23 protein-coding genes are annotated in these 23,276 nt (G+C 64.9%); 10 read left to right on the top strand and 13 right to left on the bottom strand.

Going from position 1 to position 23,276, the window contains the following annotated elements; genetic code table 11:
• Nucleotides 1–121 precede the first annotated feature (121 nt).
• The 4 genes from P8H27_RS04110 to lnt all read left to right on the top strand — a co-directional run bounded on the left by P8H27_RS04110 (nucleotide 122) and on the right by lnt (nucleotide 4,122).
• Entirely contained in the window at nucleotides 122–1,126 is a 1,005-nt protein-coding gene (locus P8H27_RS04110) for a PhoH family protein (RefSeq protein WP_289635379.1), read from the top strand.
• Nucleotides 1,119–1,583, top strand: a complete 465-nt coding sequence (gene ybeY / locus P8H27_RS04105; RefSeq protein ID WP_289635378.1) for an rRNA maturation RNase YbeY — start codon at nucleotides 1,119–1,121, stop codon at nucleotides 1,581–1,583. Before P8H27_RS04110 ends, ybeY begins: the two co-directional genes overlap by 8 nt.
• A gap of 33 nt (nucleotides 1,584–1,616) precedes the next feature.
• A complete protein-coding gene (locus P8H27_RS04100) occupies nucleotides 1,617–2,456 on the top strand; it encodes an HlyC/CorC family transporter (RefSeq protein WP_289635377.1) in 840 nt (279 codons plus the stop codon).
• A gap of 145 nt (nucleotides 2,457–2,601) precedes the next feature.
• The gene (lnt, locus tag P8H27_RS04095; RefSeq protein WP_289635376.1) at nucleotides 2,602–4,122 is read left to right on the top strand and encodes an apolipoprotein N-acyltransferase; all 1,521 of its coding nucleotides are present in this window, start codon (nucleotides 2,602–2,604) and stop codon (nucleotides 4,120–4,122) included.
• 156 nt (nucleotides 4,123–4,278) lie between these two features.
• On the opposite strand, the gene P8H27_RS04090 is transcribed toward lnt, so the two are convergent.
• Nucleotides 4,279–5,046 carry a YdcF family protein gene (locus P8H27_RS04090; protein WP_289635375.1) on the bottom strand — a complete coding sequence of 256 codons (768 nt, stop codon included), beginning with the start codon at nucleotides 5,044–5,046 and terminating at the stop codon, nucleotides 4,279–4,281.
• A 26-nt stretch (nucleotides 5,047–5,072) separates the two neighbouring features.
• Entirely contained in the window at nucleotides 5,073–5,519 is a 447-nt protein-coding gene (locus P8H27_RS04085; RefSeq protein WP_289635374.1) for a hypothetical protein, read from the bottom strand.
• Nucleotides 5,520–5,721: 202 nt separating this feature from the next.
• Between P8H27_RS04085 and leuS the strand changes: the two genes are divergently transcribed.
• From leuS to lipA, 6 genes are all read left to right on the top strand, one after another.
• A complete protein-coding gene (leuS, locus tag P8H27_RS04080; protein WP_289635373.1) occupies nucleotides 5,722–8,328 on the top strand; it encodes a leucine--tRNA ligase in 2,607 nt (868 codons plus the stop codon).
• A 59-nt stretch (nucleotides 8,329–8,387) separates the two neighbouring features.
• Nucleotides 8,388–8,999, top strand: a complete 612-nt coding sequence (lptE, locus tag P8H27_RS04075; RefSeq protein ID WP_289635372.1) for an LPS assembly lipoprotein LptE — start codon at nucleotides 8,388–8,390, stop codon at nucleotides 8,997–8,999.
• Between the two features lie 42 nt (nucleotides 9,000–9,041).
• Nucleotides 9,042–10,088: a DNA polymerase III subunit delta gene (gene holA / locus P8H27_RS04070; protein ID WP_289635371.1), complete on the top strand. Its 1,047-nt coding sequence runs from the start codon at nucleotides 9,042–9,044 to the stop codon at nucleotides 10,086–10,088.
• A 118-nt stretch (nucleotides 10,089–10,206) separates the two neighbouring features.
• On the top strand, nucleotides 10,207–10,365 hold the full coding sequence (gene arfA / locus P8H27_RS04065; RefSeq protein WP_289635370.1) for an alternative ribosome rescue factor ArfA: 159 nt from the start codon (nucleotides 10,207–10,209) through the stop codon (nucleotides 10,363–10,365).
• A gap of 72 nt (nucleotides 10,366–10,437) precedes the next feature.
• On the top strand, nucleotides 10,438–11,724 hold the full coding sequence (locus tag P8H27_RS04060) for a lytic murein transglycosylase (protein ID WP_289635369.1): 1,287 nt from the start codon (nucleotides 10,438–10,440) through the stop codon (nucleotides 11,722–11,724).
• Between the two features lie 140 nt (nucleotides 11,725–11,864).
• Entirely contained in the window at nucleotides 11,865–12,917 is a 1,053-nt protein-coding gene (gene lipA / locus P8H27_RS04055) for a lipoyl synthase (protein WP_289635368.1), read from the top strand.
• An 84-nt stretch (nucleotides 12,918–13,001) separates the two neighbouring features.
• On the opposite strand, the gene lipB is transcribed toward lipA, so the two are convergent.
• The 11 genes from lipB to P8H27_RS04000 form a co-directional block, all read right to left on the bottom strand.
• The gene (gene lipB, locus P8H27_RS04050) at nucleotides 13,002–13,646 is read right to left on the bottom strand and encodes a lipoyl(octanoyl) transferase LipB (protein WP_289635367.1); all 645 of its coding nucleotides are present in this window, start codon (nucleotides 13,644–13,646) and stop codon (nucleotides 13,002–13,004) included.
• Entirely contained in the window at nucleotides 13,646–13,924 is a 279-nt protein-coding gene (locus P8H27_RS04045; protein ID WP_289635366.1) for a DUF493 domain-containing protein, read from the bottom strand. Before P8H27_RS04045 ends, lipB begins: the two co-directional genes overlap by 1 nt.
• A 61-nt stretch (nucleotides 13,925–13,985) precedes the next feature.
• On the bottom strand, nucleotides 13,986–15,146 hold the full coding sequence (locus tag P8H27_RS04040; RefSeq protein ID WP_289635365.1) for a D-alanyl-D-alanine carboxypeptidase family protein: 1,161 nt from the start codon (nucleotides 15,144–15,146) through the stop codon (nucleotides 13,986–13,988).
• A gap of 124 nt (nucleotides 15,147–15,270) precedes the next feature.
• Entirely contained in the window at nucleotides 15,271–16,272 is a 1,002-nt protein-coding gene (locus tag P8H27_RS04035; protein ID WP_289635364.1) for a septal ring lytic transglycosylase RlpA family protein, read from the bottom strand.
• Nucleotides 16,272–17,282: a lytic murein transglycosylase B gene (gene mltB / locus P8H27_RS04030; RefSeq protein ID WP_289635363.1), complete on the bottom strand. Its 1,011-nt coding sequence runs from the start codon at nucleotides 17,280–17,282 to the stop codon at nucleotides 16,272–16,274. Before mltB ends, P8H27_RS04035 begins: the two co-directional genes overlap by 1 nt.
• Before the next feature lie 18 nt (nucleotides 17,283–17,300).
• Entirely contained in the window at nucleotides 17,301–18,404 is a 1,104-nt protein-coding gene (rodA, locus tag P8H27_RS04025) for a rod shape-determining protein RodA (RefSeq protein ID WP_289635596.1), read from the bottom strand.
• A gap of 38 nt (nucleotides 18,405–18,442) precedes the next feature.
• The gene (gene mrdA, locus P8H27_RS04020; protein ID WP_289635362.1) at nucleotides 18,443–20,332 is read right to left on the bottom strand and encodes a penicillin-binding protein 2; all 1,890 of its coding nucleotides are present in this window, start codon (nucleotides 20,330–20,332) and stop codon (nucleotides 18,443–18,445) included.
• Between the two features lie 13 nt (nucleotides 20,333–20,345).
• Nucleotides 20,346–20,813 (bottom strand): 23S rRNA (pseudouridine(1915)-N(3))-methyltransferase RlmH, encoded by a 468-nt coding sequence (rlmH, locus tag P8H27_RS04015; RefSeq protein ID WP_289635361.1) that lies wholly within the window; start codon nucleotides 20,811–20,813, stop codon nucleotides 20,346–20,348.
• A 12-nt stretch (nucleotides 20,814–20,825) separates the two neighbouring features.
• The gene (rsfS, locus tag P8H27_RS04010) at nucleotides 20,826–21,185 is read right to left on the bottom strand and encodes a ribosome silencing factor (RefSeq protein ID WP_289635595.1); all 360 of its coding nucleotides are present in this window, start codon (nucleotides 21,183–21,185) and stop codon (nucleotides 20,826–20,828) included.
• Nucleotides 21,186–21,222: 37 nt separating this feature from the next.
• A complete protein-coding gene (gene nadD / locus P8H27_RS04005) occupies nucleotides 21,223–21,867 on the bottom strand; it encodes a nicotinate-nucleotide adenylyltransferase (protein ID WP_289635360.1) in 645 nt (214 codons plus the stop codon).
• A complete protein-coding gene (locus tag P8H27_RS04000) occupies nucleotides 21,860–23,128 on the bottom strand; it encodes a glutamate-5-semialdehyde dehydrogenase (RefSeq protein ID WP_289635359.1) in 1,269 nt (422 codons plus the stop codon). Before P8H27_RS04000 ends, nadD begins: the two co-directional genes overlap by 8 nt.
• Between the last annotated feature and the right edge of the window lie 148 nt (nucleotides 23,129–23,276).

The following is a 23,276-nucleotide window of genomic DNA, read 5'->3' as shown; positions in this document are numbered from 1 at the left end:
GGCACAATCCGAATCCACCGCAGGCGATGCTAAAGTCGCAGCAGTCCGAGCTTTCCCGCGCGCACCGCTAGCGGTATTCTTCGCCTCACTACCCCAGCCGACTGGCGGCCACCAAACGACCTTGAACACACCCATAGAACCCCATCGTTTTATCCTCGAGCCCTATGAAGCGCGCCGCTTTGCCAGCCTCTGCGGGCAATTCGACGAGCACCTGCGCCTGATCGAGGCGCGCCTGGCCATCGAGATCCGCAACCGCGGCAACCAGTTCGAATTGATCGGCGCGCCGGAGCAGACCAACTCCGCCGAACAATTGCTGCGCCGCCTCTACCGCGAAACCAAAAGCACGGAACTGTCACCGGACATGGTGCACCTGTTCCTGCAGGAGTCCGGCATCGAGGAACTGGCCAATCCCAGCGCCGGAACCGGCATCGCCCTGCGCACCCGCAAAGGCATGATTCGTCCGCGCGGGGCCAACCAGCAACGCTACGTCAAAGCCATACTCGAGCACGACATCAACTTCGGCGTCGGCCCGGCCGGCACCGGCAAGACCTACCTGGCGGTGGCCTGCGCCGTGGATGCCCTGGAACGCGAACAGATCCGACGCATCCTGCTGGTACGCCCAGCCGTGGAGGCCGGCGAAAAACTCGGCTTCCTGCCCGGCGACCTGGCGCAGAAGATCGACCCCTACCTGCGCCCGCTGTATGACGCGCTCTACGAGATGCTCGGCTTCGAACAAGTGGCCAAGCTGATCGAGAAGCAGGTGATCGAGGTCGCACCGCTGGCCTATATGCGCGGGCGCACCCTGAACAACAGCTTCATCATCCTCGACGAGAGCCAAAACACCACCCTGGAACAGATGAAGATGTTCCTCACCCGCATCGGCTTCGGCTCCACCGCGGTGATTACCGGCGACATCACCCAGGTCGACCTGCCGCGCGGCACCAAGAGCGGCCTGACCCACGTGATCGATGTGTTGCGCGACGTGCCGGGCATCAGTTTCACCCACTTCAAACCCAAGGACGTGGTGCGCCACCCCCTGGTACAGCGCATCGTCGAGGCCTACGAGCGTTACGACAACCGGGTTCACGGCAAGCTGATCGACGAGCAGGACAGCGGCCATGCTTGAACTGGATCTGCAAGTCGCCACCCAGGCCTCAGCCGCCGACTTACCCAGCGAGGCGCAGTTTCGCAGCTGGTGCGAACTCGCCCTGCGCCAGCGCAGCGCCGATTCCGAGCTGACCATCCGCCTGGTCGACGAAGCCGAAGGGCGCGAGCTCAATCACACCTGGCGGCACAAGGATTACGCCACCAACGTGCTGTCCTTCCCCGCTGACGTGCCCGATGAAATGCTCGACATCCCCCTGCTCGGCGACCTGGTGATCTGCGTGCCGGTGGTCGCGCGCGAGGCGCTCGAACAAGCAAAACTCCGGGAGGCGCACTGGGCGCATCTGGTGATTCATGGCTGCCTGCACCTGCTCGGCTACGACCACATCGACGATGCCGAAGCCGAGGAAATGGAAGCGCTAGAACGCACACTGCTCGCCGAACTGGGTCACCCCGACCCCTACGCCGACGACCAATAACCGCCCACCAGCAAGGATCCCGAGTAACTCCCCATGAGCGAAGACCGATCGAGCAACGAGCCAAAGTCCTGGTTGAACAAATTGACCCAGGCTTTTGCTCATGAGCCGAAAAACCGCCAGGAACTGTTGGAAGTACTGCGCGAAGCACACCAGAACAAATTGCTCGACAGCGAGGCGCTGGCCATAGTCGAAGGCGCCATCCAGGTGGCCGACCTGCAAGTTCGCGACATCATGGTGCCACGTTCGCAGATGATCAGCATCAGGGCCAACCAGACGCCCAAAGAATTCCTGCCCTCGATCATCGAAGCCGCGCACTCGCGCTATCCGGTGGTGGGCGAGAGCCTGGATGACGTGATCGGCATCCTCCTGGCCAAGGATCTGTTGCCGCTGGTGCTGCTGGACGAGCAGCCGAGCTTCAACATCAAGGATGTGCTGCGCCCGGCAACCTTCGTCCCCGAGTCCAAGCGCCTCAACGTGCTGTTGCGCGAGTTCCGCGCCAACCATAATCACATGGCCGTGGTGATCGACGAATACGGCGGCGTCGCCGGCCTGGTGACCATCGAGGACGTGCTCGAACAGATCGTTGGCGACATCGAGGACGAACACGATGTCGAGGAAGACAGCTACGTCAAACCGCTGCCCAGCGGCGATTTCCTGGTCAAGGCGTTGACCCCGATCGACAGCTTCAACGAATCCTTCGACACCCAGTTTTCCGACGACGAGTTCGACACCGTCGGCGGCCTGGTAATGAGCGCCTTCGGCCACCTGCCCAAGCGCAACGAAGTGACCGAGATCGGCGAGTTCCGCTTCCGCGTACTCAACGCCGACAGCCGCCGTATCCACCTGCTGCGCCTGACCCCACTGGTGCGCTGAAGCGCGGCCTGACCGCGGAGATGAGGGAGGAGACGCCGGGGAGCAGGCGGCCTCCTACCCAATCCCTCATCCCCCCGACAAACCTTCCCCCCTTCCGCATTCCGCTCTACCCTTGCGCCACCCCCAATCCAAGGATCTGCATGCAATGCACTGGATAACTCGTCCCGGCTGGCCCGGCAACCTGATCGCCCTACTGGCCGGGGCCATCACCCCGCTGGCGCTCGCCCCCTTCGACCTGTGGCCGCTGGCACTGCTCTCGATTGCCCTGTTTTATCTCGGCCTGCGCGACCTGAACCCACGCCAGGCGGCGTGGCGCGGCTGGTACTACGGCTTCGGCCTGTTCGCCGCCGGAACCAGCTGGGTCTACGTCAGCATCCACGACTACGGCGCCGCCTCGCCGGCCCTGGCCGCCTTCCTCACCCTTGGCTTCGTCGCCGGCCTGGGCCTGCTGCTAGCCCTGGCCGCCTGGCTCTGGGCACGCTGGCTACGCCGCAGCGAAGCGCCACTGGCCGACGCCCTGGCCTTCGCCGCCCTGTGGCTGGCCCAGGAAGCCTTCCGTAGCTGGTTCCTCACCGGTTTCCCCTGGCTCTACGCCGGCTACAGCCAACTCGACGGCCCATTGGCCGGGCTCGCCCCCGTCGGCGGGGTATGGCTGCTGTCCTTCGTCCTGGCCTTGAGCGCGGCACTGCTGGTCAACCTGGCGCAACTGCGCGCGCGCGCAGCCTTTCTCGCCACCGCCCTGGTGCTGCTGATCGCGCCCTGGATCGCCGGCACCGCCCTCAAAGGCCACGCCTGGACCGCCCCGGCCGGCGCACCGCTCAGGGTCGCCGCCATGCAAGGCAATGTGGAGCAGAATCTGAAGTGGGATCCGGCCCAGCTCAACGCCCAACTGGCGCTGTACCGCGACCTGAGCTTCAGCGCCCAACCGGTGGATCTGATCGTCTGGCCGGAGACCGCGGTGCCGCTGCTCAAGGAGCAGGCCGCCGGCTACCTCAGCGTTATGGCGCGCTTCGCCAACGACCGCCAGGCCGCACTGCTCACCGGCGTACCGATCCGCCAGGCCAACGAGCGTGGCGAGCTGCGCTACTACAACGCCGTCAGCGTGCTCGGCCAGGGCAGCGGCGACTACCTCAAGCAGAAACTGGTGCCCTTCGGCGAATACGTGCCGCTGCAGGAACTGCTGCGCGGGCTGATCGCCTTCTTCAACCTGCCGATGTCGGACTTCGCCCGTGGCGCGGCCGAGCAGCCGCTGCTGCAGGCCAAAGGCTACAAGATCGCCACCTTCATCTGCTACGAAGTGGTCTACCCGGAGTTTGCCGCCGGGCTCGCCGCGCAGAGCGAACTGTTGCTGACGGTGAGCAACGACGCCTGGTTCGGCAGTTCGATCGGCCCGCTGCAGCACCTGCAGATGGCCCAGATGCGCGCCCTCGAAGCCGGACGCTGGATGATCCGCGCGACCAACAACGGCATGACCGCACTGATCGACCCCTTCGGCAGGATCAGCGAGCAACTGCCCCAGTTCGAACAGGGCGTGCTCTATGGCGAGGTGGTGCCCATGCAACAACTGACGCCTTATCTGCATTGGCGCGGCTGGCCGCTGCTGATCCTCTGCGCCCTGCTATTGGCCTGGGCGTTGCTGGCCGGGCGCATGGCCAGAACGCTGTAGGAGACAGCGGCAGGCTTGATCGTAGCCATGCTCCGCGTGGGCACAGTCAAGCCCGTGGACAAGGCCTGCCCTACGCAGCCCGGATAAGCCTTGGCGCAATCCGGGGTCGCGGCGACCCCGGATTGCGCTGCGCTTATCCGGGCTACCGACTGAGCTTTACGGCTGGCCGTAGGCCAACGGATAGAGCAGCAGCCCCAACGCCTCATTGAGCAACAGGCTGCTCTGCCACAACGCCTTGCTTTCCGGCAACCAGCCACCTGCCGGGCGGCCATGGGCTACGCCGAGAAACCCCACCGGCGCGCTCAACACCTGAAAGCCCGCCTGCTCGAAACACCAGCGCGCCCTGGGCATGTGCCAGGCCTGGGTGACCAGCAGCACCCGCCTGACCCCGTCCTCGTGCAGCAACCCGGCGCTGAGGGTCGCGTTTTCCCAAGTCGTGCGACTCGCCTCCTCCTGCCAGCGCACCGGCATGCCGTAATCACGCGCCAGCACCTGCGCCATCAAGGCCGCCTCGCTGGGCGGCTGACCATAATGCAGGCCGCCACTGGTCGCCAGCGGCACGCCCGAGGCCTTGGCCAGGCGCGCGGCGTAGCGCAAGCGCTCCAGCGCCATCGAGCTGGGTTGATCGCCAGACCAGGCCGGATCACCCTGTTCGCGCCCAGCGCCGAGCACGACAATCGCATCGGCCTGCTGCGCCAGATCGGCCCAGCGCGCCTCGGCCAGCGCGGGCTCACGCTCCAGCAGGCGCGCCGACCATTGCACCGCGACCGGCAGACTCATCAACCACAACCCGCCGAACGCCAAGCCGAAACAGCCGGCAGCCAACCGCGGGAAACGCTTGCGCAGCCACCAGGCGGCCAGCAACACGAGCAGTAACACACCCGGCGGCATCAGCAGTTGTTTGACGATGTAGCGAATCGGCATTGGGCACCTCCCTAGCGCCCAGTAGCCTAACGGGGATCGCGCGCCCGGAACAGCTGCGAGCCACAGGAAACGCAGGCCTGTATACCCAGCCCCGGCCGCCAATTGGCCACCACCCCACAGAGCGCGCAACAGAGCTGCACGCGATGCTTGAGCAGCGGCTTCACCTTGCCGAATGGTTTGCCCAGCGGTTTCAGCGCCGCGCGGTTGGCCCTGGCCACGCGCACGGGCCAACGTTCGATCAGCGTCAACTCCTCGGCAGCGGCATGCCAGCCACGCAACCAGTTCAGGTCATGATCCATATACGCACGAATCAACTCCACCTCGGCCGCAGTCAGGCCACGCAACTCCAACTCATCGGGCGCCTTGGCAGACAGGCGAGTCATACTATCGGCCTCATCCAGCGCCACGGCCAGACGCTGCAACAACCGTTCGTACAAACCGCCCGAGGCCTCCGCTCGTCGCAACTCACCCATCCAATCACCTCATGCCGGACTCATTCATCCGGCTTATATAACAAGCTTAGCGGCAGGCCTTGAACCAGCCCGACGCTGCGACCAACGGCGATGCGCCAGCCTTGGCGCCTGCCCCGCCGTGCAATCAGGGTTTCCCTCAGTTGCGAGGGGTCATGTATGCTACGGCGTTTCCCGAAGCCCCCATCCCCCAGCGCCAGTAGCCATGCACGAACAGTATCAGCCACGCGAAATCGAAGCCGCCGCGCAATCCCACTGGGACTCGCAAAAATCCTTTGTAGTGAGCGAACAGCCAGGCAAGGACACCTTCTATTGCCTGTCGATGTTCCCCTACCCCAGTGGCAAGTTGCACATGGGCCATGTGCGCAACTACACCATTGGCGACGTGATTGCCCGCTACCAGCGCATGCTCGGCAAGAACGTGCTGCAGCCGATGGGCTGGGACGCTTTCGGCATGCCGGCGGAAAACGCCGCGATGAAGAACAAGGTCGCGCCGGCCAAGTGGACCTACGAGAACATCGAGTACATGAAGACCCAGCTGAAAAGCCTGGGCCTGGCCGTCGATTGGTCGCGCGAAGTCACCACCTGCAAGCCGGACTACTACCGCTGGGAGCAATGGCTGTTCACCCGCCTGTTCGAGAAAGGCGTGATCTACCGCAAGAACGGCACGGTCAACTGGGATCCGGTGGATCAGACCGTGCTGGCCAACGAGCAGGTCATCGACGGTCGCGGCTGGCGCTCCGGCGCGGTCATCGAAAAACGCGAAATCCCCATGTACTACTTCAAGATCACCGCCTACGCGGAAGAGCTCTTGAGCAGTCTGGACGACCTGGATGGCTGGCCGGAACAGGTCAAGACCATGCAGCGCAACTGGATCGGCAAATCGCGCGGCATGGAAGTCAGCTTCCCCTATGACCTCGCCAGCATCGGCGAGAGCGGCGCGCTGAAAGTCTTCACCACCCGCCCCGACACCCTGATGGGCGCCACCTACGTGGCGGTCGCCGCCGAGCACCACCTGGCGACGCTTGCCGCGCAGAACAACGCCGAACTGCAGGCGTTTATCCACGAATGCAAAAGCGGCAGCGTCGCCGAAGCCGACGTCGCCACCCAGGAAAAGAAAGGCCTGCCCACCGGCCTGTTCGTCGAGCATCCGCTGACCGGCGAGAAGCTGCCGGTGTGGGTCGCCAACTATGTGCTGATCCACTACGGCGACGGCGCGGTGATGGCGGTGCCGGCCCACGACGAGCGCGACTTCGAATTCGCCCACAAGTACGACCTGCCGATCCAGCCGGTGATCCGCACCAGCGCCGGCGACGAGACGCCCGCGCCCTGGCAGGACGCTTACGGCGAGCACGGCAGCCTGATCAACTCCGGCGACTTCGACGACCTGGATTTCCCCGGTGCCTTCGACGCCATCGAAGTCGCCCTGCAGAAGAAAAGCCTCGGCCAATCGCGCACCCAGTTCCGCCTGCGCGACTGGGGCATCAGCCGTCAGCGCTACTGGGGCTGCCCGATCCCGATCATTCATTGCGACAGCTGCGGCGACGTGCCGGTGCCGGAAGAGCAACTGCCGGTGGTGCTGCCCGAAGACGTGGTACCGGACGGCGCCGGTTCGCCGCTGGCGCGCATGGCCGAGTTCTACGCGTGCAGCTGCCCGCGATGCGGCGCACCAGCCAAGCGTGAAACCGACACCATGGACACCTTCGTCGAGTCGTCCTGGTACTTCGCCCGCTACGCCTCGCCGCAGTACAGCAAAGGCATGGTCGACCCGGCTGCCGCCGACCACTGGCTGCCGGTGGATCAGTACATCGGCGGTATCGAACACGCCATCCTGCACCTGCTCTACGCGCGCTTCTTCCACAAGCTGATGCGCGACGAAGGCCTGCTCAACTCCGACGAGCCGTTCAAGAATCTGCTGACCCAGGGCATGGTGATCGCCGACACCTATTACCGCACCCTGGATAATGGCGGCAAAGACTGGTTCAACCCGGCCGATGTGGAAATCGAACGCGACGCCAAGGGCAAGGTCATCGCCGCCAAACTGAAGAGCGACGGCCTGGCCGTGGAAATCGGCGGCACCGAGAAGATGTCCAAGTCGAAGAACAACGGCGTCGACCCGCAAGCGATGATCGATGCCTACGGCGCCGACACCTGCCGCCTGTTCATGATGTTCGCCTCGCCGCCGGACATGAGCCTGGAATGGTCGGACTCCGGCGTCGAAGGCGCCAGCCGCTTCCTGCGGCGCGTCTGGCGCCTGGCCCAGACCCATGTCAGCGCCGGCTTGCCGGGCGCGCTCGACAAAGCGGCACTGAACGACAGCCAGAAAGAGATCCGCCGCGCCATTCACCTGGCGATCAGGCAAGCCAGCCAGGACATTGGCCAGCATCACAAATTCAACACCGCCATCGCCCAGGTGATGACCCTGATGAATGTGCTGGAAAAGGCTGCCCAAGACACCGCCCAGGATCGCGCCCTGCTCCAGGAAGGCCTGGAAAGCGTGGCCCTGCTGCTGGCACCGATCACCCCGCACATCAGCCACCGACTGTGGCTCGAACTCGGCCATCGAGGCGCGATCATCGACGCCCAGTGGCCGGCGGTGGATGACGCGGCACTGGTACAAGACAGCCTGACCCTGGTGATCCAGGTCAACGGCAAGTTGCGCGGGCACATCGAAATGCCCGCCGCGGCCTCCCGCGAGGAAATCGAAGCGGCGGCGCGGGCCAACGAAAACGTACTGCGCTTCACCGAAGGCTTGAGCATCCGCAAAGTGATTGTGGTGCCGGGCAAGCTGGTCAATATAGTCGCCAACTGACAAAGCTCGACGCGGCCGCCAAGCGGCGCGTCGAGCGGTTCGCCAAGGGGATAGCAAAGATGATGAAACGGAATCTGTTGGTAATCGGCCTCGCCGCGCTGCTCGGCGCCTGCGGCTTCCAGCTGCGCGGCACCGGCGGCGTCGAGTTCGCCCTCAAGGAGCTCGACGTCAGCGCGCGCAACGCCTACGGCGATACGCTCAAGCAGGTGCGCGAAGTGCTGCAAGACAACGGCGTGCGCGTCCACCCGGGCGCCGCCTATCGCCTGGTGCTGAGCAACGAGCAGGAAAGCCAGCGCACCGCCAGCTACACCAGCTCGGCACGCAGCGCCGAATACGAACTGACCACGACCCTCGATTACGAGATTCGCGGCGCCCAGAACCTGCTGCTGACCAGCAACCAGCTGGAAGTGCAGAACGTCTACGCCCAGGACGGTAACAACCTGGTCGGCTCCGATCAGGAAGCGGCCCAGCTGCGCAGCGAAATGCGCCGCGAACTGATCCAACAACTGGTCCAGCGTCTGCGCCTGGTCACATCGGCCCAGCTCGACCAGCTGCAACAGACCGCCACCGCCAAGGCCAAGGCCGAAGCCGATGCCCTGGAGGCCGCCCGCCAGCGTGAAGCCGCGCAACCGCAGCAGTCGCCCGTGCAACTGCCGACACCCAGCCAATAGACCTGTCGGGGTCGCCGCCGCGGCCCCGCCTGTTAGCGCCTGATGAAACTCAACCCCGCACAACTCGGCAAACACCTCCAGGGCAACCTGGCGGCGGTGTATGTGGTCAGTGGCGACGAACCGCTGCTGTGCCAGGAGGCCTGCGACGCGATTCGTGCCGCCACCCGCCAGCAGGCGTTCAGCGAACGCCAGGTATTCAACGCCGACGCCAGTTTCGATTGGGGCACCCTGCTGCAGGCCGGCGCCAGCCTCTCGCTGTTCGCCGACAAGCGCCTGCTGGAACTGCGCCTGCCCTCCGGCAAGCCGGGCGACAAGGGCGCGGCCGCCCTGCTCGAATACCTGGCGCGTCCAGCGGAAGACACCGTGCTGCTGATCAGCCTGCCGAAACTCGACGGCAGCGCACAGAAGACCAAGTGGGCCAAGGCCCTGATCGACGGCCCGCAGTGTCAGTTCGTGCAGATCTGGCCGGTGGATGCTCAGCAGTTGCCGCAATGGATTCGCCAGCGCCTGGCCCAGGCCGGCCTGAGTGCCAGCCAGGAAGCCGTGGAAATGATCGCCGTGCGGGTGGAAGGCAACCTGCTGGCCGCCGCCCAGGAAATCGAGAAGCTCAAGCTGCTCGCCGCAGGCGGGCAGATCGAGGCCAGCACGGTGCACGCCGCGGTGGCCGACAGCGCGCGCTTCGACGTGTTCGGCCTGATCGATGCCGCGCTCAACGGCGAGGCCGCGCATGCCTTGCGCATCCTCGAAGGGCTGCGCGGCGAAGGGGTCGAGCCGCCGGTGGTTCTCTGGGCGCTGGCCCGCGAGATCCGCCTGCTCGCCACCATCGCCCAGCAATACGCCCAGGGCATGCCGCTGGACAAGGCCTTCAGCTCGGCGCGCCCGCCGGTCTGGGACAAGCGCCGCCCCCTGGTCAGCAAAGCCCTGCAACGCCTTTCGGCCACACGCTGGGCCGCGCTGCTGCAGGACGCTCAGCGCATCGACGCGCAGATCAAGGGCCAAGCCGCGGGCGACCCCTGGAGCGGCTTGCGCCTGTTGACCCTGGCCCTGTGCGGGCAACGCCTGGATCTGGCCAGCGAGCCTGCCTGGTAACCGCCCGGCATAAGCCCGAATGCGGGTCGGTAAGCCCAACTTGCCGACTGGACATTTTTTAACCAGCGGATCATCATTCACGCACCCGCGCGTCGCGGGCCGCCAATGAGGATGGAGCATGGCCAAAAACCGCAAAGCACGGCCGAACAAGGCCAAATCCCTGATCGCCCAGCCGCTGTTCCGCTGTCGTCAGGAAAAGCCCGGCAAAGGCAAAGGCAGTTACCGCCGCGAAGCCTCCCAGCAAAACTGGGAGGCTTCAGTCCTTCTGGTCGCCTGAAACCCCGCTGCGGCCCGCCTGGAGCCCCAACCGTGCTAAGGTAACGGCCTGCAAAAACGCCTTGAGACCGCCATGCCCAACCTGCTACTTCGCAGCCTGAGCCACATCACCTCGGCTTGCCTCCTTCTGCTCTTGACCGCCTGTGCCGAAGCGCCTGCGCAATCGCTGGCAACCGTAGCCGACCACCCAAGCAGCACCCCGATCAAACAGCCCATAGCCGCCCGCGCAAAGCTCAGCTTCGCCGACTGGCGCGCCCTGCTGCGCAGCGATGCGATTGCCGCCGGTATCGACCCCGAGCTGTTCGATCGCGCCTTCGCCGGCGTCAGCCCCAACCCCGACGTACTGCTCGCCGACAGCAGCCAACCGGAATTTACCCGGCCGGTGTGGGAGTATCTCGATGGCGCGGTCTCGCCCCTGCGCATCAGCCGCGGGCAAAGCCTGCTGTTGCAACACGGCAACACCCTCGCACGCATCGAACAACGCTACGGCGTGGATCGCGAAACCCTGGTGGCGGTGTGGGGCCTGGAGAGTAACTTCGGCAGCAATATCGGCAATCACAACGTGATCCGCTCGCTCGCCACCCTGGCCTACGAAGGCCGCCGCCAAGTGTTCTGGCGCAGCCAGCTGCTCGCCGTGCTGCAGATTCTCCAGCACGGCGACATCACCCCGGAGCGCCTGCTCGGCTCCTGGGCCGGCGCCATGGGTCAGACCCAGTTCATGCCCACCACCTACAACGAACATGCCGTGGATTTCGACGGCGACGGCCGCCGCGACCTCTGGGGTTCCTCGGCTGACGCCCTGGCTTCGGCAGCCCATTACCTGCAAGCCTCGGGCTGGCAGCAAGGCCAGCCCTGGGGCTTCGAGGTACGCCTGCCGCAGACGTTCGACTACAGCCTGGCCGACCCGGAACTGCGCCGCAGCCTGGCCGAGTGGGTCGCCCTGGGCGTCGCACCGCTCAATCCGCCCGCCCAGGACGTAGCCGCCGCAACCGGCGCGACCCTGCTGCTGCCGGCCGGCCATCGCGGCCCCGCCTTCCTGCTGCTGAGCAATTTCCGCAGCATCCTCAAGTACAACAACTCGACCGCTTACGCCCTGGCTATCGGCCTGCTGTCCGACGGCCTGCGCGGCGGCGCTGGCATACGTGCCGCCTGGCCCCGCGAGGAGCGCCAACTGGGCCGCAGCGAGCGCATCGAGTTGCAGCAATTGCTCGCGCAGAACGGCCTCGAGCCAGGGCCGGCCGATGGCATCATTGGCGCCAACACACGCAAGGCCGTGCGCGCCTTTCAGTTACACCTGGGTTGGCCCGCCGACGGCTACCCGACCCAGGAACTGCTGGTGCGGCTGCGTACGCCGCTCTGAGGGCATGGCCGGGACATAGGTCAATTGCAACATTAAAGCCCAGCGCGCTCGACGGACTGAACGGTCAGCTCCTGTGCTAAACTGCGCGGCGGCCACAAGCCGCCTCGTCCACGGAGCCTCTAGCGGAGCCCAGATTGCCGATGTCCGATACCTCCCAACCCAAAACCGTTGCCAGCGGCGAAAAATTCCGCACCACTCAGGGCATCGCCGCGATCAAGGACGGGCAGAAGCACCGTGCCTCAAGCGAACCCCAGGTGTACGAACCCAAGCCCAAGTGGCTGCGGGTCAAGGCACCCGGCGGCAGCCGCTTCGAAGCGGTCAAGCGCAATGTCGGCGAACACCGCCTGAGCACCGTGTGCGAGGAATCGCACTGCCCGAACATGGGCGAATGCTGGTCCAACGGCACCGCCACCATCATGCTGATGGGCTCGGTATGCACCCGTGCTTGCCGCTTCTGCGCCGTGGACACCGGCAACCCCAACGGTTGGCTGGATCAGGAAGAGCCACAGAACACCGCCAAGTCGGTGGAGCTGATGGCGCTGCGCTATATCGTGCTGACCTCGGTGGATCGCGACGATCTGGACGACGGCGGTGCCGCACACTACGCCGCCTGTGTGCGCGCCATCAAGGAGCGCACCCCGCAGGTGGTGGTGGAGGCCCTGACCCCGGACTTCGACGGCGACCCGCTGGCCATCGAGCGCGTGGTGGACTCGGGTCTTGAGGTCTTCGCGCAGAACGTCGAGACGGTCAAGCGCCTGACCCATGAAGTGCGCGACCCCCGCGCCGGCTACGAGAAGACCCTGCGCGTGCTGGAGCACGCCAAGCGCCATCGCCCGGACATCCTGACCAAGACCAGCCTGATGCTGGGCCTGGGCGAAAGCGACGCAGAAGTCCTGGAAACCATGGATGACCTACGCGCCATCGGCGTGGACATTCTCGCCCTCGGGCAATACCTGCAGCCGACCCGCAACCACCTGTCGGTCAAGCGCTGGGTCAGCCCGGAAGAGTTCAATCGCTTGCGCGATATCGGCCTGGAGAAGGGCTTTATGGAAGTGGCCGCCGGCCCGCTGGTACGCTCCAGCTACCGCGCCGACCGGGTGTTCGAGAAAAACAACCTGGGCCTGGCCGCCCAAGTACCGGTGCCGGGCCAGACGGTCGACAGCAGCCTGATCCCGACCCTCAATCTGAAGTGATAGGGCCGTGTAACGCCTACCCCTAGGTTTTAACTGCTAGGGGCAGGCGCCTGGTTTATCCCCACCTACCTACCCCGCGGCCGGTCAGCCTATTGCGCCCGTCAGGGTCTTCTGCTGCGCGTAGTCGAGGTGCTTGACCAGCTGCTCCCGCAGCCGGGCACTGACCTCGGAGAGTTCTAGCGGCTCGTCGACCAGGTCGGCCAACTGGGTCATGGCCATACCGGCATAGCCGCAGGGGTTGATTCGGCGAAACGGCTGCAGATCCATGTCCACATTCAACGCCAGGCCATGAAAGCAGCGGCCATTGCGGATACGCAAGCCGAGCGAAGCGATCTTCGCCCCATCCACGTAAACCCCGGGCGCATCGGCCTTGGCATTGGCGGTCACGCCATAGCTGGCCAGGGTGGCGATCAGGCTGCGCTCGATGCGGCTGACCAGCTCGCGCACGCCCATCCCCGAGCGACGCACATCCAGCAGCAGATAAGCCACCAGTTGGCCGGGGCCGTGATAGGTCACCTGGCCGCCACGGTCGACCTGCACCACCGGGATATCGCCGGGTAACAGCAGGTGCTCGGGTTTGCCCGCCTGCCCCTGGGTAAACACCGGCGGATGCTGCAACAGCCAGATTTCATCCGCCGTAGCGGCATCGCGCCGGCTGGTGAAGCGCTGCATGGCCTGCCAGGTCGGCTCGTAGTCGACCAGGCCGAGCTCGCGAACCCCCAGGCTCATCACAACACCATGTGCACGCGACCAGTGGCGCGCAGATCGAGGTTAAGCGCTTGCAACTGCTCCACCCCGGTGGCGGTGATCAGCGCCTGCACCGAGAGGAAACGGCCGTTGCGGCTGTCGCGCACCACCAACGAGGTCGCGTCGAAATCCGGCGCGTGGCGCTGGATCACGGCGATCACCAGTTCGGTGAAGCCTTCGCCAGCATCGCCGATCACCTTGACCGGGTAGCGCTCGCAGGGGAACTCGATTTTTGGGGCTTGAACGTCAGTATCGGTCATGGCATCAGCAGGCTTGTGGCCTGTCCAGAACAGGACGCCCGGGTAGAGGCGTCGGGGTGAGTCAGTTGAACAACCCGAAGAAGAACAGCCGAATGCTATCCCACAGACGGCGGAATAGGCCACCTTCCTCGACGGTTTCCAGGGCCACCAGATCGACGCTATGGATCACCTCATCGGCCAATTTGACTTCGACCTTGCCGATCACATCGCCCTGCTGGATAGGGGCGACCAGTTGCGGATTGAGGGTCATGCCGGCTTGCAGCTTGTCCAGCTGGCCTTTCGCCATGGTCAGGGTCAGGTCGTCAGCCAGGCCGGCCTTGAGCTGACGAGTGGCGCCTTTCCAGACCTGGGCCTGGGCCAGTTCGGCACCTTTCTGATAGAAGGTGCGGGTCTCGAAGAAGCGGAAGCCGTAGGTCAGCAGCTTCTGGGTTTCGGCGGCGCGGGCTTGCTCGCTATTGGTGCCAAACACCACCGAGATCAAGCGCATGCCATCCCGTACGGCGGAAGACACCAGGCAATAGCCGGCCTCGTCGGTGTGCCCGGTTTTCAAACCGTCGACGGTTTTGTCGCGCCACAGCAGCAGGTTGCGGTTGGGCTGCTTGATGCCGTTCCAGAGGAATTCCTTCTGTGCATAGATGGCGTAGTGCTGCGGATCTTCGTAGATGATTGCGCGTGCCAGCTTGGCCATGTCTTTGGCCGAGGAGAAATGTTCGGGATCCGGCCAGCCGGTGGCGTTGCGAAACTGGCTATTGCTCATGCCCAGGCGCTGGGCATTGCTGTTCATCATGTCGGCGAAGGCTTCTTCGCTACCGGCGATATGCTCGGCAATCGCTACGCTGGCATCGTTGCCGGACTGGATGATGATGCCATGCAGCAGGTCGTCGACCGAGACTTCCTTGCCGACCTCGACAAACATCTTCGAGCCGCCCATGCGCCAGGCTTTCTCGCTGATACGCACCATGTCGGTCTGCTTGATCTGACCGCGGTTGATGTCCAGGGTCGCCAGGTAGGCGGTCATCAACTTGGTCAGGCTGGCTGGCGGCAGACGTTCGTCGGCATTCTCCTCGACCAGAACGTTGCCGCTGGCGGCATCCATCAGCACATAGGATTTAGCCGCCAGCTGCGGCGGCGCCGGAATCGCCATCGGGCTGGCCCAGACGGCCGGTGCGCTGAGCAGCAGGAGTGACAAGCAAACGCGTTGGGCAAAGCTGGTGATATTCATCCGTCTCTCTAGATTGCTAATGGTCGAACAGGCCCGAAAGGGCAAATCAGGTGATGTGGGTAGCCGCAGTATGTTGCGCATCCAGTCGTGTACTTAGTCCGGAACCGCGTGGATAAGTGCCGTCTCAATCCGCCTTGACCAGCCTGGGCTGACCGAGGTTGGCCAGGCGCACGCTGAGTTGCAATTGCTCAGCCTCGCCCTGGCTGCCCACCGGGCCCAGGCGCACCCGATGCAGGATCTGCTGGTTGCGCACCACTGAGCTGATGAACACCGGCGCAGCCACCGTATCGCTCAACTTGGCCTTGAGCAACTCCGCAGCGTCCGGATTGGCGAAGGCTCCCACCTGGAGAAACAGGCCAGAGGCTGCGCCTGAAACGTTTTTTTTTGCGTCTATCTGCACCGGCAGCACGGCCGCGGCATGCTGCTGCGCCGGCGGCGAGTACTGTTCGAGCGGCGGCGCCAGCGGCTGGGCGACAGTCTTGACCCGAGCCGCGGGCTGCGCGGCCAGCACCAGCGGCACCGGGCGCCCCTGCTGAGCCCACCACTCGTGGGGATCGATGCCCTCGACCTTGACCCGCGCGGTACCGCTCTCGGCGTAGCCGAGTTTCTTCGCGGCGGCGAAGGACAGGTCGATGATCCGATCCGAATAGAACGGGCCGCGGTCGTTGACCCGCAGGATCGCCGTCTTGCCGTTTTCCAGGTTGGTCACCCGCACGTAGCTGGGCAGCGGCAGGGTCTTGTGCGCGGCGGTCATGCCGTACAGGTCGTAGGTTTCGCCGTTGGCGGTGGCCTGACCGTGGAACTTGGTGCCGTACCAGGACGCCGGACCAATCGCCTGATAACGGCGCGCGTCAGGAATCGGGTAGTACTGCTTGCCGAACACCACGTAGGGGCTGGCCTTGACCGGGCCGTAGTGCGGCATCGGCACGGCGTCCGGGATCCGCGAGACGTCGACGTCCCACCAGGGCGCGCCGTCCTTGTGCGGGCGGCTGAAGTCGCCCGGGCCGCTAAGCGGCGCACCCGGCTTGAGCGGCGCCTGCGGGTGCGGCACACGGCTGGACGTGCAACTCGCCAGCAACAGGGCGAGGGCCGCACAGGCGGCAAACTGGAACGGCAGGCCCGACATTAATTGGCCCCTCGTGCGTCGACCAGCAATTCGGCCAACTGATTGACCGCCATGGCGTACATCACGCTGCGGTTATAGCGGGTGATGACGAAGAAGTTCGGCAAGCCCAGCCAGTATTCGTCGCCCTGCGCGCCTTCGAGGCGGAAGGCGGTGACCGGCATCTCGCCGTCCAGCGCAGCGCTGCTCGACCAGCCGAGGCGGCGCAATTGGTCGACGTTCAGCTGCGGATCGAGGCCGGCGCTCAGGCCCTGCTCGACCTGCTCGCCGGCGACCGTGGCGCGGCTTGCCACCGGCTCGCCGGGCAGCCAGCCGTGGCGCTTGAAGTAGCTGGCCACGCTGCCGATGGCATCCACCGGATTGGTCCAGATATTGATATGGCCGTCGCCGTCGAAGTCCACCGCATAGGCGCGGAAACTGCTCGGCATGAACTGCGGCAAGCCCATGGCTCCGGCGTAGGAACCCTTGAGGGTCAGCGGATCGACCTGTTCCTCGCGCGAGAGCATGAGGAACTCGCGCAACTCCTTGCGGAAGAACGGTGCGCGCGGCGGATAATCGAAGGCCAGGGTCGAGAGCGCGTCCATCACCCGGTAGCTGCCGGTGTTGCCACCGTAGAAGGTTTCCACGCCGATGATCGCCACTATCACTTGCGCCGGCACGCCGTATTCGGCCTCGGCGCGCGCCAGGGTCGCTTCGTGCTGACGCCAGAAGTCCACGCCGCGGGCGATCCGCGAGTCGGTGATGAAGATCGGCCGGTAGTCTTTCCAGGGCTTGACCTTCTCCGCCGGACGCGAGATGGCGTCGAGAATCGTCTGTTTGCGCTGCACTTCGGCAAACAGGCGATCCAGTTGCTCCGCGGCAAAGCCGTAATCGCGGCTCATCTCGGCGACGAACTCGCGAACCTGCGGCGAATCCCGATAATCAGCGGCGAGCGCCGGCTGAACCACACTCAAGGCGGCGGCCAGACCGAGCCAAAGTGTTTGCCGTGCAGCCCAGCCACGCAATATGTGCATTGAATTCATAACCCCAATTTAAGCCTGTGCAATCCACTTACGGTGCGTGTGGATCGACATCAAAATGCCAAACCCTGCCAGCAGGGTAATCAGCGAAGTACCACCATAGCTGATGAACGGCAGCGGCACCCCCACCACCGGCAGCAAGCCGCTGACCATACCGATATTGACGAACACATAAACGAAAAACGTCATGGTCAGCGCGCCGGCCAGAAGCTTACCGAACAGCGTCTGCGCTTGCACGGTAATCACCAGGCCGCGCGCGATCAACAACAGGTAAACCAGCAGTAACAAGCAGACGCCGACCAGGCCGAACTCCTCGGCGAGCACGGCGATGATAAAGTCCGTGTGGCTTTCCGGCAAAAAGTCCAGGTGGGACTGGGTGCCGAGCAGCCAGCCCTTGCCGAAGACCCCGCCAGAGCCGATCGCCGCCTTCGACTGGATGATGTTCCAGCCGCTGCCCAGCGGATCGCTCTCCGGGTTGAGAAAGGTCAGTACGCGCTGCTTCTGGTACTCGCGCAGAACGAAGAACCACATGGCCACGGCGATCGGCACCACCGCCGCCAATGCGCCGGTGATCCAGCGCCATTGCAAGCCGGCGATGAACAACACGAAGGCGCCCGAGGCGATCACCAACAACGAGGTGCCCAGATCCGGCTGCAGCAGGATCAGCACGAACGGCAGCAGAATCAACGACAGGCTGATCGCAACGTGCTTCAAGCTCGGCGGCAAGCTGCGCTTGGCCAGGTACCAGGCGATGGTCGCCGGCATGATGATCTTCATGAACTCCGAGGGCTGGAAGCGGATCACCCCGGGAATATTGATCCAGCGCGTAGCGCCCATGGCGTTGTGGCCCATCACATCCACCGCCACCAGCAAGCCGACGCCGGCCACATACGCCAAAGGCACCCAGCGCGCCATGAAGCGCGGCTCGAACTGGGCGATGATGAACATGCCGACCAGGCCGATGCCAAAGGAACTGGCCTGCTTGACCAACAGCTCGACGTTCTTGCCGCTGGCCGAATACAGAATGAACAGGCTGCCGACCGCCAGAATCAGCAGCAACAGCAGCAAAATGCCGTCGATATGCAGGCGCTGCAGCAGGCTGGCACGGCGGCGCAGCACGTCCTCGCTGGACAGCACGCGATCGAAATTAGCGTTCATCGCTGACTGACCCCTGCGCCCACGGGCATGGCGTACTCGGCCTTGAGCTGGCCGTTGTCGTCCAGCAGCCAGGCATCCATCACCTGCTTGACCACCGGGGCGGCCACACCCGAGCCGGACTCGCCATTTTCCACCATCACCGCCACGGCGATCTGCGGATTGCCTGCCGGGGCGAACGCGACGAACAGGGCGTGGTCACGATGGCGCTCCTGCACCTTGTTGCGGTCGTACTTCTCACCCTGCTTGATCGCCACCACCTGCGCCGTGCCGCTCTTGCCGGCGATGCGGTAGAGCGAACTGTCGCCGACCTTGCGCGCGGTACCACGCGGGCCGTGCATCACCTGCTCCATGCCGAAACGCGCCGAGTCCCAGCTTTTCGGGTCACGCAACTGGATATCCGGCAGCGGCGCAGGGTCGACCGGCGGCAATCCTTCGACGGTCTTGGCCAGATGCGGACGAATCCACTTGCCACGGGTGGCCATCAGCGCGGTGGCCTGGGCCAATTGCAGCGGCGTGGTCTGCATGTAGCCCTGGCCGATGCCGAGAATCAGGGTCTCCCCCGGGTACCAGGGCTGACGGTAGCGCGCCCGCTTCCAGTCCCGCGACGGCATCAGCCCGGCGGTTTCCTCGAACATGTCCAGGGCCACCCGCTGACCGAGGCCGAAGCGGCTCATGTAGTCGTACATGCGGTCGATGCCCATCTTGTGCGCCAAATCGTAAAAGTAGGTGTCGTTGGAGCGCATGATCGCCATTTCCAGGCTCACCCAACCGTCACCGCTGCGATTCCAGTTGCGGTATTTGTGGCTGTTATTCGGCAATTGATAGAACCCCGGATCGAACACCCGCGAAGTGGGGGTGATCACCCCGGCATCCAGGGCGGCCACCGCCATCATCGGCTTGATCGTCGAGCCGGGCGGGTAGAGGCCGCGCAAGACGCGGTTGAACAACGGCTGATCGATCGAGTCGCGCAGTTCGGCATAGGCCTTGAAGCTGATGCCGGTGACGAACGGATTGGGGTCGAAGCTCGGCTGGCTGACCATCGCCAGCACCTCGCCGGTGTCGGGCTGGATCGCCACGATGGCGCCGCGGCGCCCGCCCAGCGCGGCCTCGGCGGCTTCCTGCAGGCGCACATCGATGGTCAGCATGACATCCTTGCCCGGCAGCGGATCGATGCGCTTGAGCACTCGCAGCACGCGGCCACGGGCGTTGGTTTCGACCTCTTCGTAGCCGACCTCGCCGTGCAACTGTTCCTCGTAGAAGCGCTCGACACCGGTTTTGCCGATATGGTGGGTACCGCTGTACGCCACCGGATCGAGCTCCTTGAGTTCTTTCTCGTTGATCCGTCCGACATAGCCCACCGAATGGGCGAAGTGTTCGCCCTGGGGATAATGGCGCACCAGTTGCGCCGCCACCTCGACCCCCGGCAGGCGGAACTGGTTGACCGCGATCGAGGCAATCTGCTCTTCGCTCAACTCGAACAACACCGGCACCGGCTCGAACGGCCGACGGCCCTGGCGCACCCGTTTCTCGAACAGCGTCCGCTCGTCCTCGCTCAGCCCCAGCACCTCGACGATCACATCCAGCACCTGCTCCCAGTCGCCCGCGCGTTCGCGGGTCAGGGTCAGGCTGAAACTCGGCCGATTGTCGGCCACTATCACCCCGTTGCGGTCGAAGATCAGCCCGCGCGTCGGCGGAATCGGCTGCACGTGCACCCGGTTGTTTTCCGAGAGGGTCGAGTGGTACTCGTACTGCACCACCTGCAGGTAATACATGCGCGCGACCAAGGTCGCGGTCAGCAGCAGAAACACCAAGGCACCGACCAGCGCACGCCGGCGAATCAGGCGCGCGTCTTTTTCGTGGTCCTTGAGGCGAATCGGCTGCGGCATCTATGACTGCTGGTTATTTGTGATAAGGATGGCCGGACAACAGGGTCCAGGCTCGATAGATCTGCTCGCCGATCAGGATGCGTACCAGCGGGTGCGGCAAGGTCAGCGGCGACAGCGACCAGCGCTGTTCGCTGCGGGCCTGCACTTGCGGCGCCAAACCTTCGGGACCGCCGACCATCAGGTTGACGGTGCGCGCATCCAGGCGCCACTTATCCAGTTCGACAGCCAACTGCTCGGTGCGCCACGGCCGCCCTTCGACCTCCAGGGTGACGATGCGCTCCCCGGGCAGCACCTTGGCCAGCATGGCTTCGCCTTCCTGGCGAATCATCCGCGCCACATCGGCATTCTTGCCACGGGTGGTCAGCGGAATCTCGACCAGCTCCAGGGCCAGCTCCGCCGGCATGCGTTTGGCGTATTCCTGCCAGCCGTCTTCCACCCAGCGCGGCATGCGCGAGCCGACGGCGATCAGCTTGATCCGCACCCCAGGCAGCCCTTACTCGTGATCCGTGCCGTGCTGCGCGCGGCTCTGCTCGGCCCCCTGCCACAGGCGCTCGAGGTCGTAGAACTGCCGCGCGGTGGGCAGCATCACATGCACGACGATATCGCCCAGGTCGAGCAATGCCCACTCGCCAGAGTCCAGGCCTTCGCTGCCGAGCGGGCGCACGCCCTGCTCCTTGACCTTTTCCAGCACGTTGTCGACCAGCGATTTGACGTGACGACTGGAGGTGCCGCTGGCGATCACCATGTAGTCGGTGATGCTGGTCTTGTCGCGCACATCGATGGTGGTGATGTCTTGCGCCTTGATGTCTTCCAGGGCGGCGATGGCCAATTTGACCAGGTCTTCGCTGAGCATTTTTTGCTTCTTCATAAGTAACTCGTTTGCCTTGTGTTCAATTCGACGCCCGGTAAAGTCCGTGCGCGTGGATATAGGTGAGTACCGCATCGGGCACCAGAAAACGTGCCGACTTGCCGCTCGCCAGCAGCGTGCGGATCTGCGTGGCCGATACCGCCAAGGGCGTCTGCCAGATAAAGGAAATCTGCCCGGCCGGCCCCTCCAGGGTCAGCGGGTCGCTGAGGCTGCGGGCCGCCAGCAGGTTGCGCAAGGTTTCCGGCGCTTCGCTGTCGGCATCCGGGCGCTGCAACACCAGGATATGGCAGTGCTCCAGCAACTCGTTCCAGCGGTGCCAGCTGGGTAGCCCGCAGAAGGCATCCCAACCGATGATCAGGAATAACTGGTCGTCGACCGCCAACTCGGCGCGCAACGACTCCAGGGTGTCGATACTGTACGACGGCTTGTCGCGCCTGAGTTCGCGGTTGTCGACGCACAGCGGTGGCAAGCCGGCCACCGCCAGTTCGACCATGGCCAGACGATCGCGCGCCGACACCTGCGGCACCTCGCGGTGCGGCGGTCGTGCACTGGGGATCATGCGCAACTCGTCGAGGGCCATGAACTCCGCCACTTCCAACGCACTGCGCAGGTGGCCGATATGCACCGGGTCGAAGGTGCCGCCGAATAGGCCGATGCGTTTAGGCATTCTGCCCGCGCAGTTGACCGTCGCCGATCACCACATACTTCTCGCAGGTCAACCCTTCCAATCCCACCGGGCCGCGGGCGTGCAGCTTGTCGGTGGAAATGCCGATCTCGGCGCCCAGGCCGTACTCGAAGCCGTCGGCGAAACAGGTCGGCGCATTGAGCATCACCGAGCTGGAGTCGACCTCGGCGAGGAAGCGCCGGGCGCGGCCTTGATGCTCGGTGACGATGGCGTCGGTGTGGTGCGAGCCGTAGCGATTGATATGCTCGATGGCCTGATCCAGGCCGTCGACCACGCGGATCGACAGGATCGGCGCCAGGTATTCGGTGCTCCAGTCCTCCTCGGTCGCAGGCGTTGCCTGGATCAGCGCGCAGGTGCGTTCGCAGCCGCGCAGCTCGACGCCCTTCTCGGCGAACATCGTCGCCATGGAAGGCAGGAATGCCGCCGCCACCGCCTGATCGACCAACAGGGTTTCCATGGCGCCGCAGATGCCGTAGCGGTAGGTCTTGGCGTTGAAGGCGATGGCCTGGGCCTTGGCCAACTCGGCCAGGGCGTCGACATACACATGGCAGATGCCATCCAGGTGCTTGATCACCGGTACCCGGGCGTCGCGACTGACCCGCTCGATCAGGCTCTTGCCGCCGCGCGGCACTATCACATCGACGAATTCGGGCATCGCGATCAACGCCCCGACGGCGGCGCGGTCGGTGGTTTCCACCACCTGCACGGCGGCGGCCGGCAGCTCGGCGGCGGCCAGGCCGCGCTGGATGCAGGCGGCAATCGCCCGGTTGGAGTGAATCGCTTCCGAGCCGCCGCGCAGGATGGTGGCGTTGCCGGACTTCAGGCACAGGCTGGCGGCGTCGATGGTCACGTTGGGCCGCGACTCGTAGATGATGCCGATCACGCCGAGCGGCACGCGCATCTTGCCGACCTGAATACCCGACGGACGGTAACTCATATCGCGGATCGCGCCGACCGGGTCGGCCAGGCTGGCGACCTGGCGCAGCCCTTCGATCATGCCGTCGATCCGTGCCGGGGTCAGCGCCAGACGATCCAGCAGCGCCGCTTCCAGGCCATTGGCGCGGCCGGCGGCCAGATCCAGCTGGTTGGCGGCGCTCAGCTCGGCACGCGCGGCATCCAGGGCCTCGGCGGCGGCGTACAGGGCACGATTCTTCTGCGCGGTGCTGGCGCGGGCGACCACGCAGGCGGCAGCGCGGGCCGCACGGCCCAGGCGGGTCATATAGTCGAGCACGGACTCGGTCATGGTCTCGGTAGCCTGGCAATAACTAAAGCGGCTGATTATAGCGGCGCCACCGCCCCACGCACAGCGGCGCCTGGCGGATAGTGGACAAGCAGTGGCGCGGGCCTGCCCGCGCAGACCGCCTCAGGCACCGCCACGGCTCTTGTTGTTA

Origin of the sequence: Pseudomonas sp. sp1636, from assembly GCF_030376615.1 — a bacterium.
GTDB lineage: Bacteria > Pseudomonadota > Gammaproteobacteria > Pseudomonadales > Pseudomonadaceae > Aquipseudomonas.
The sequence above is the reverse complement of the archived record's forward strand: the minus strand, read 5'-3'. Positions and strand labels throughout refer to the sequence as shown.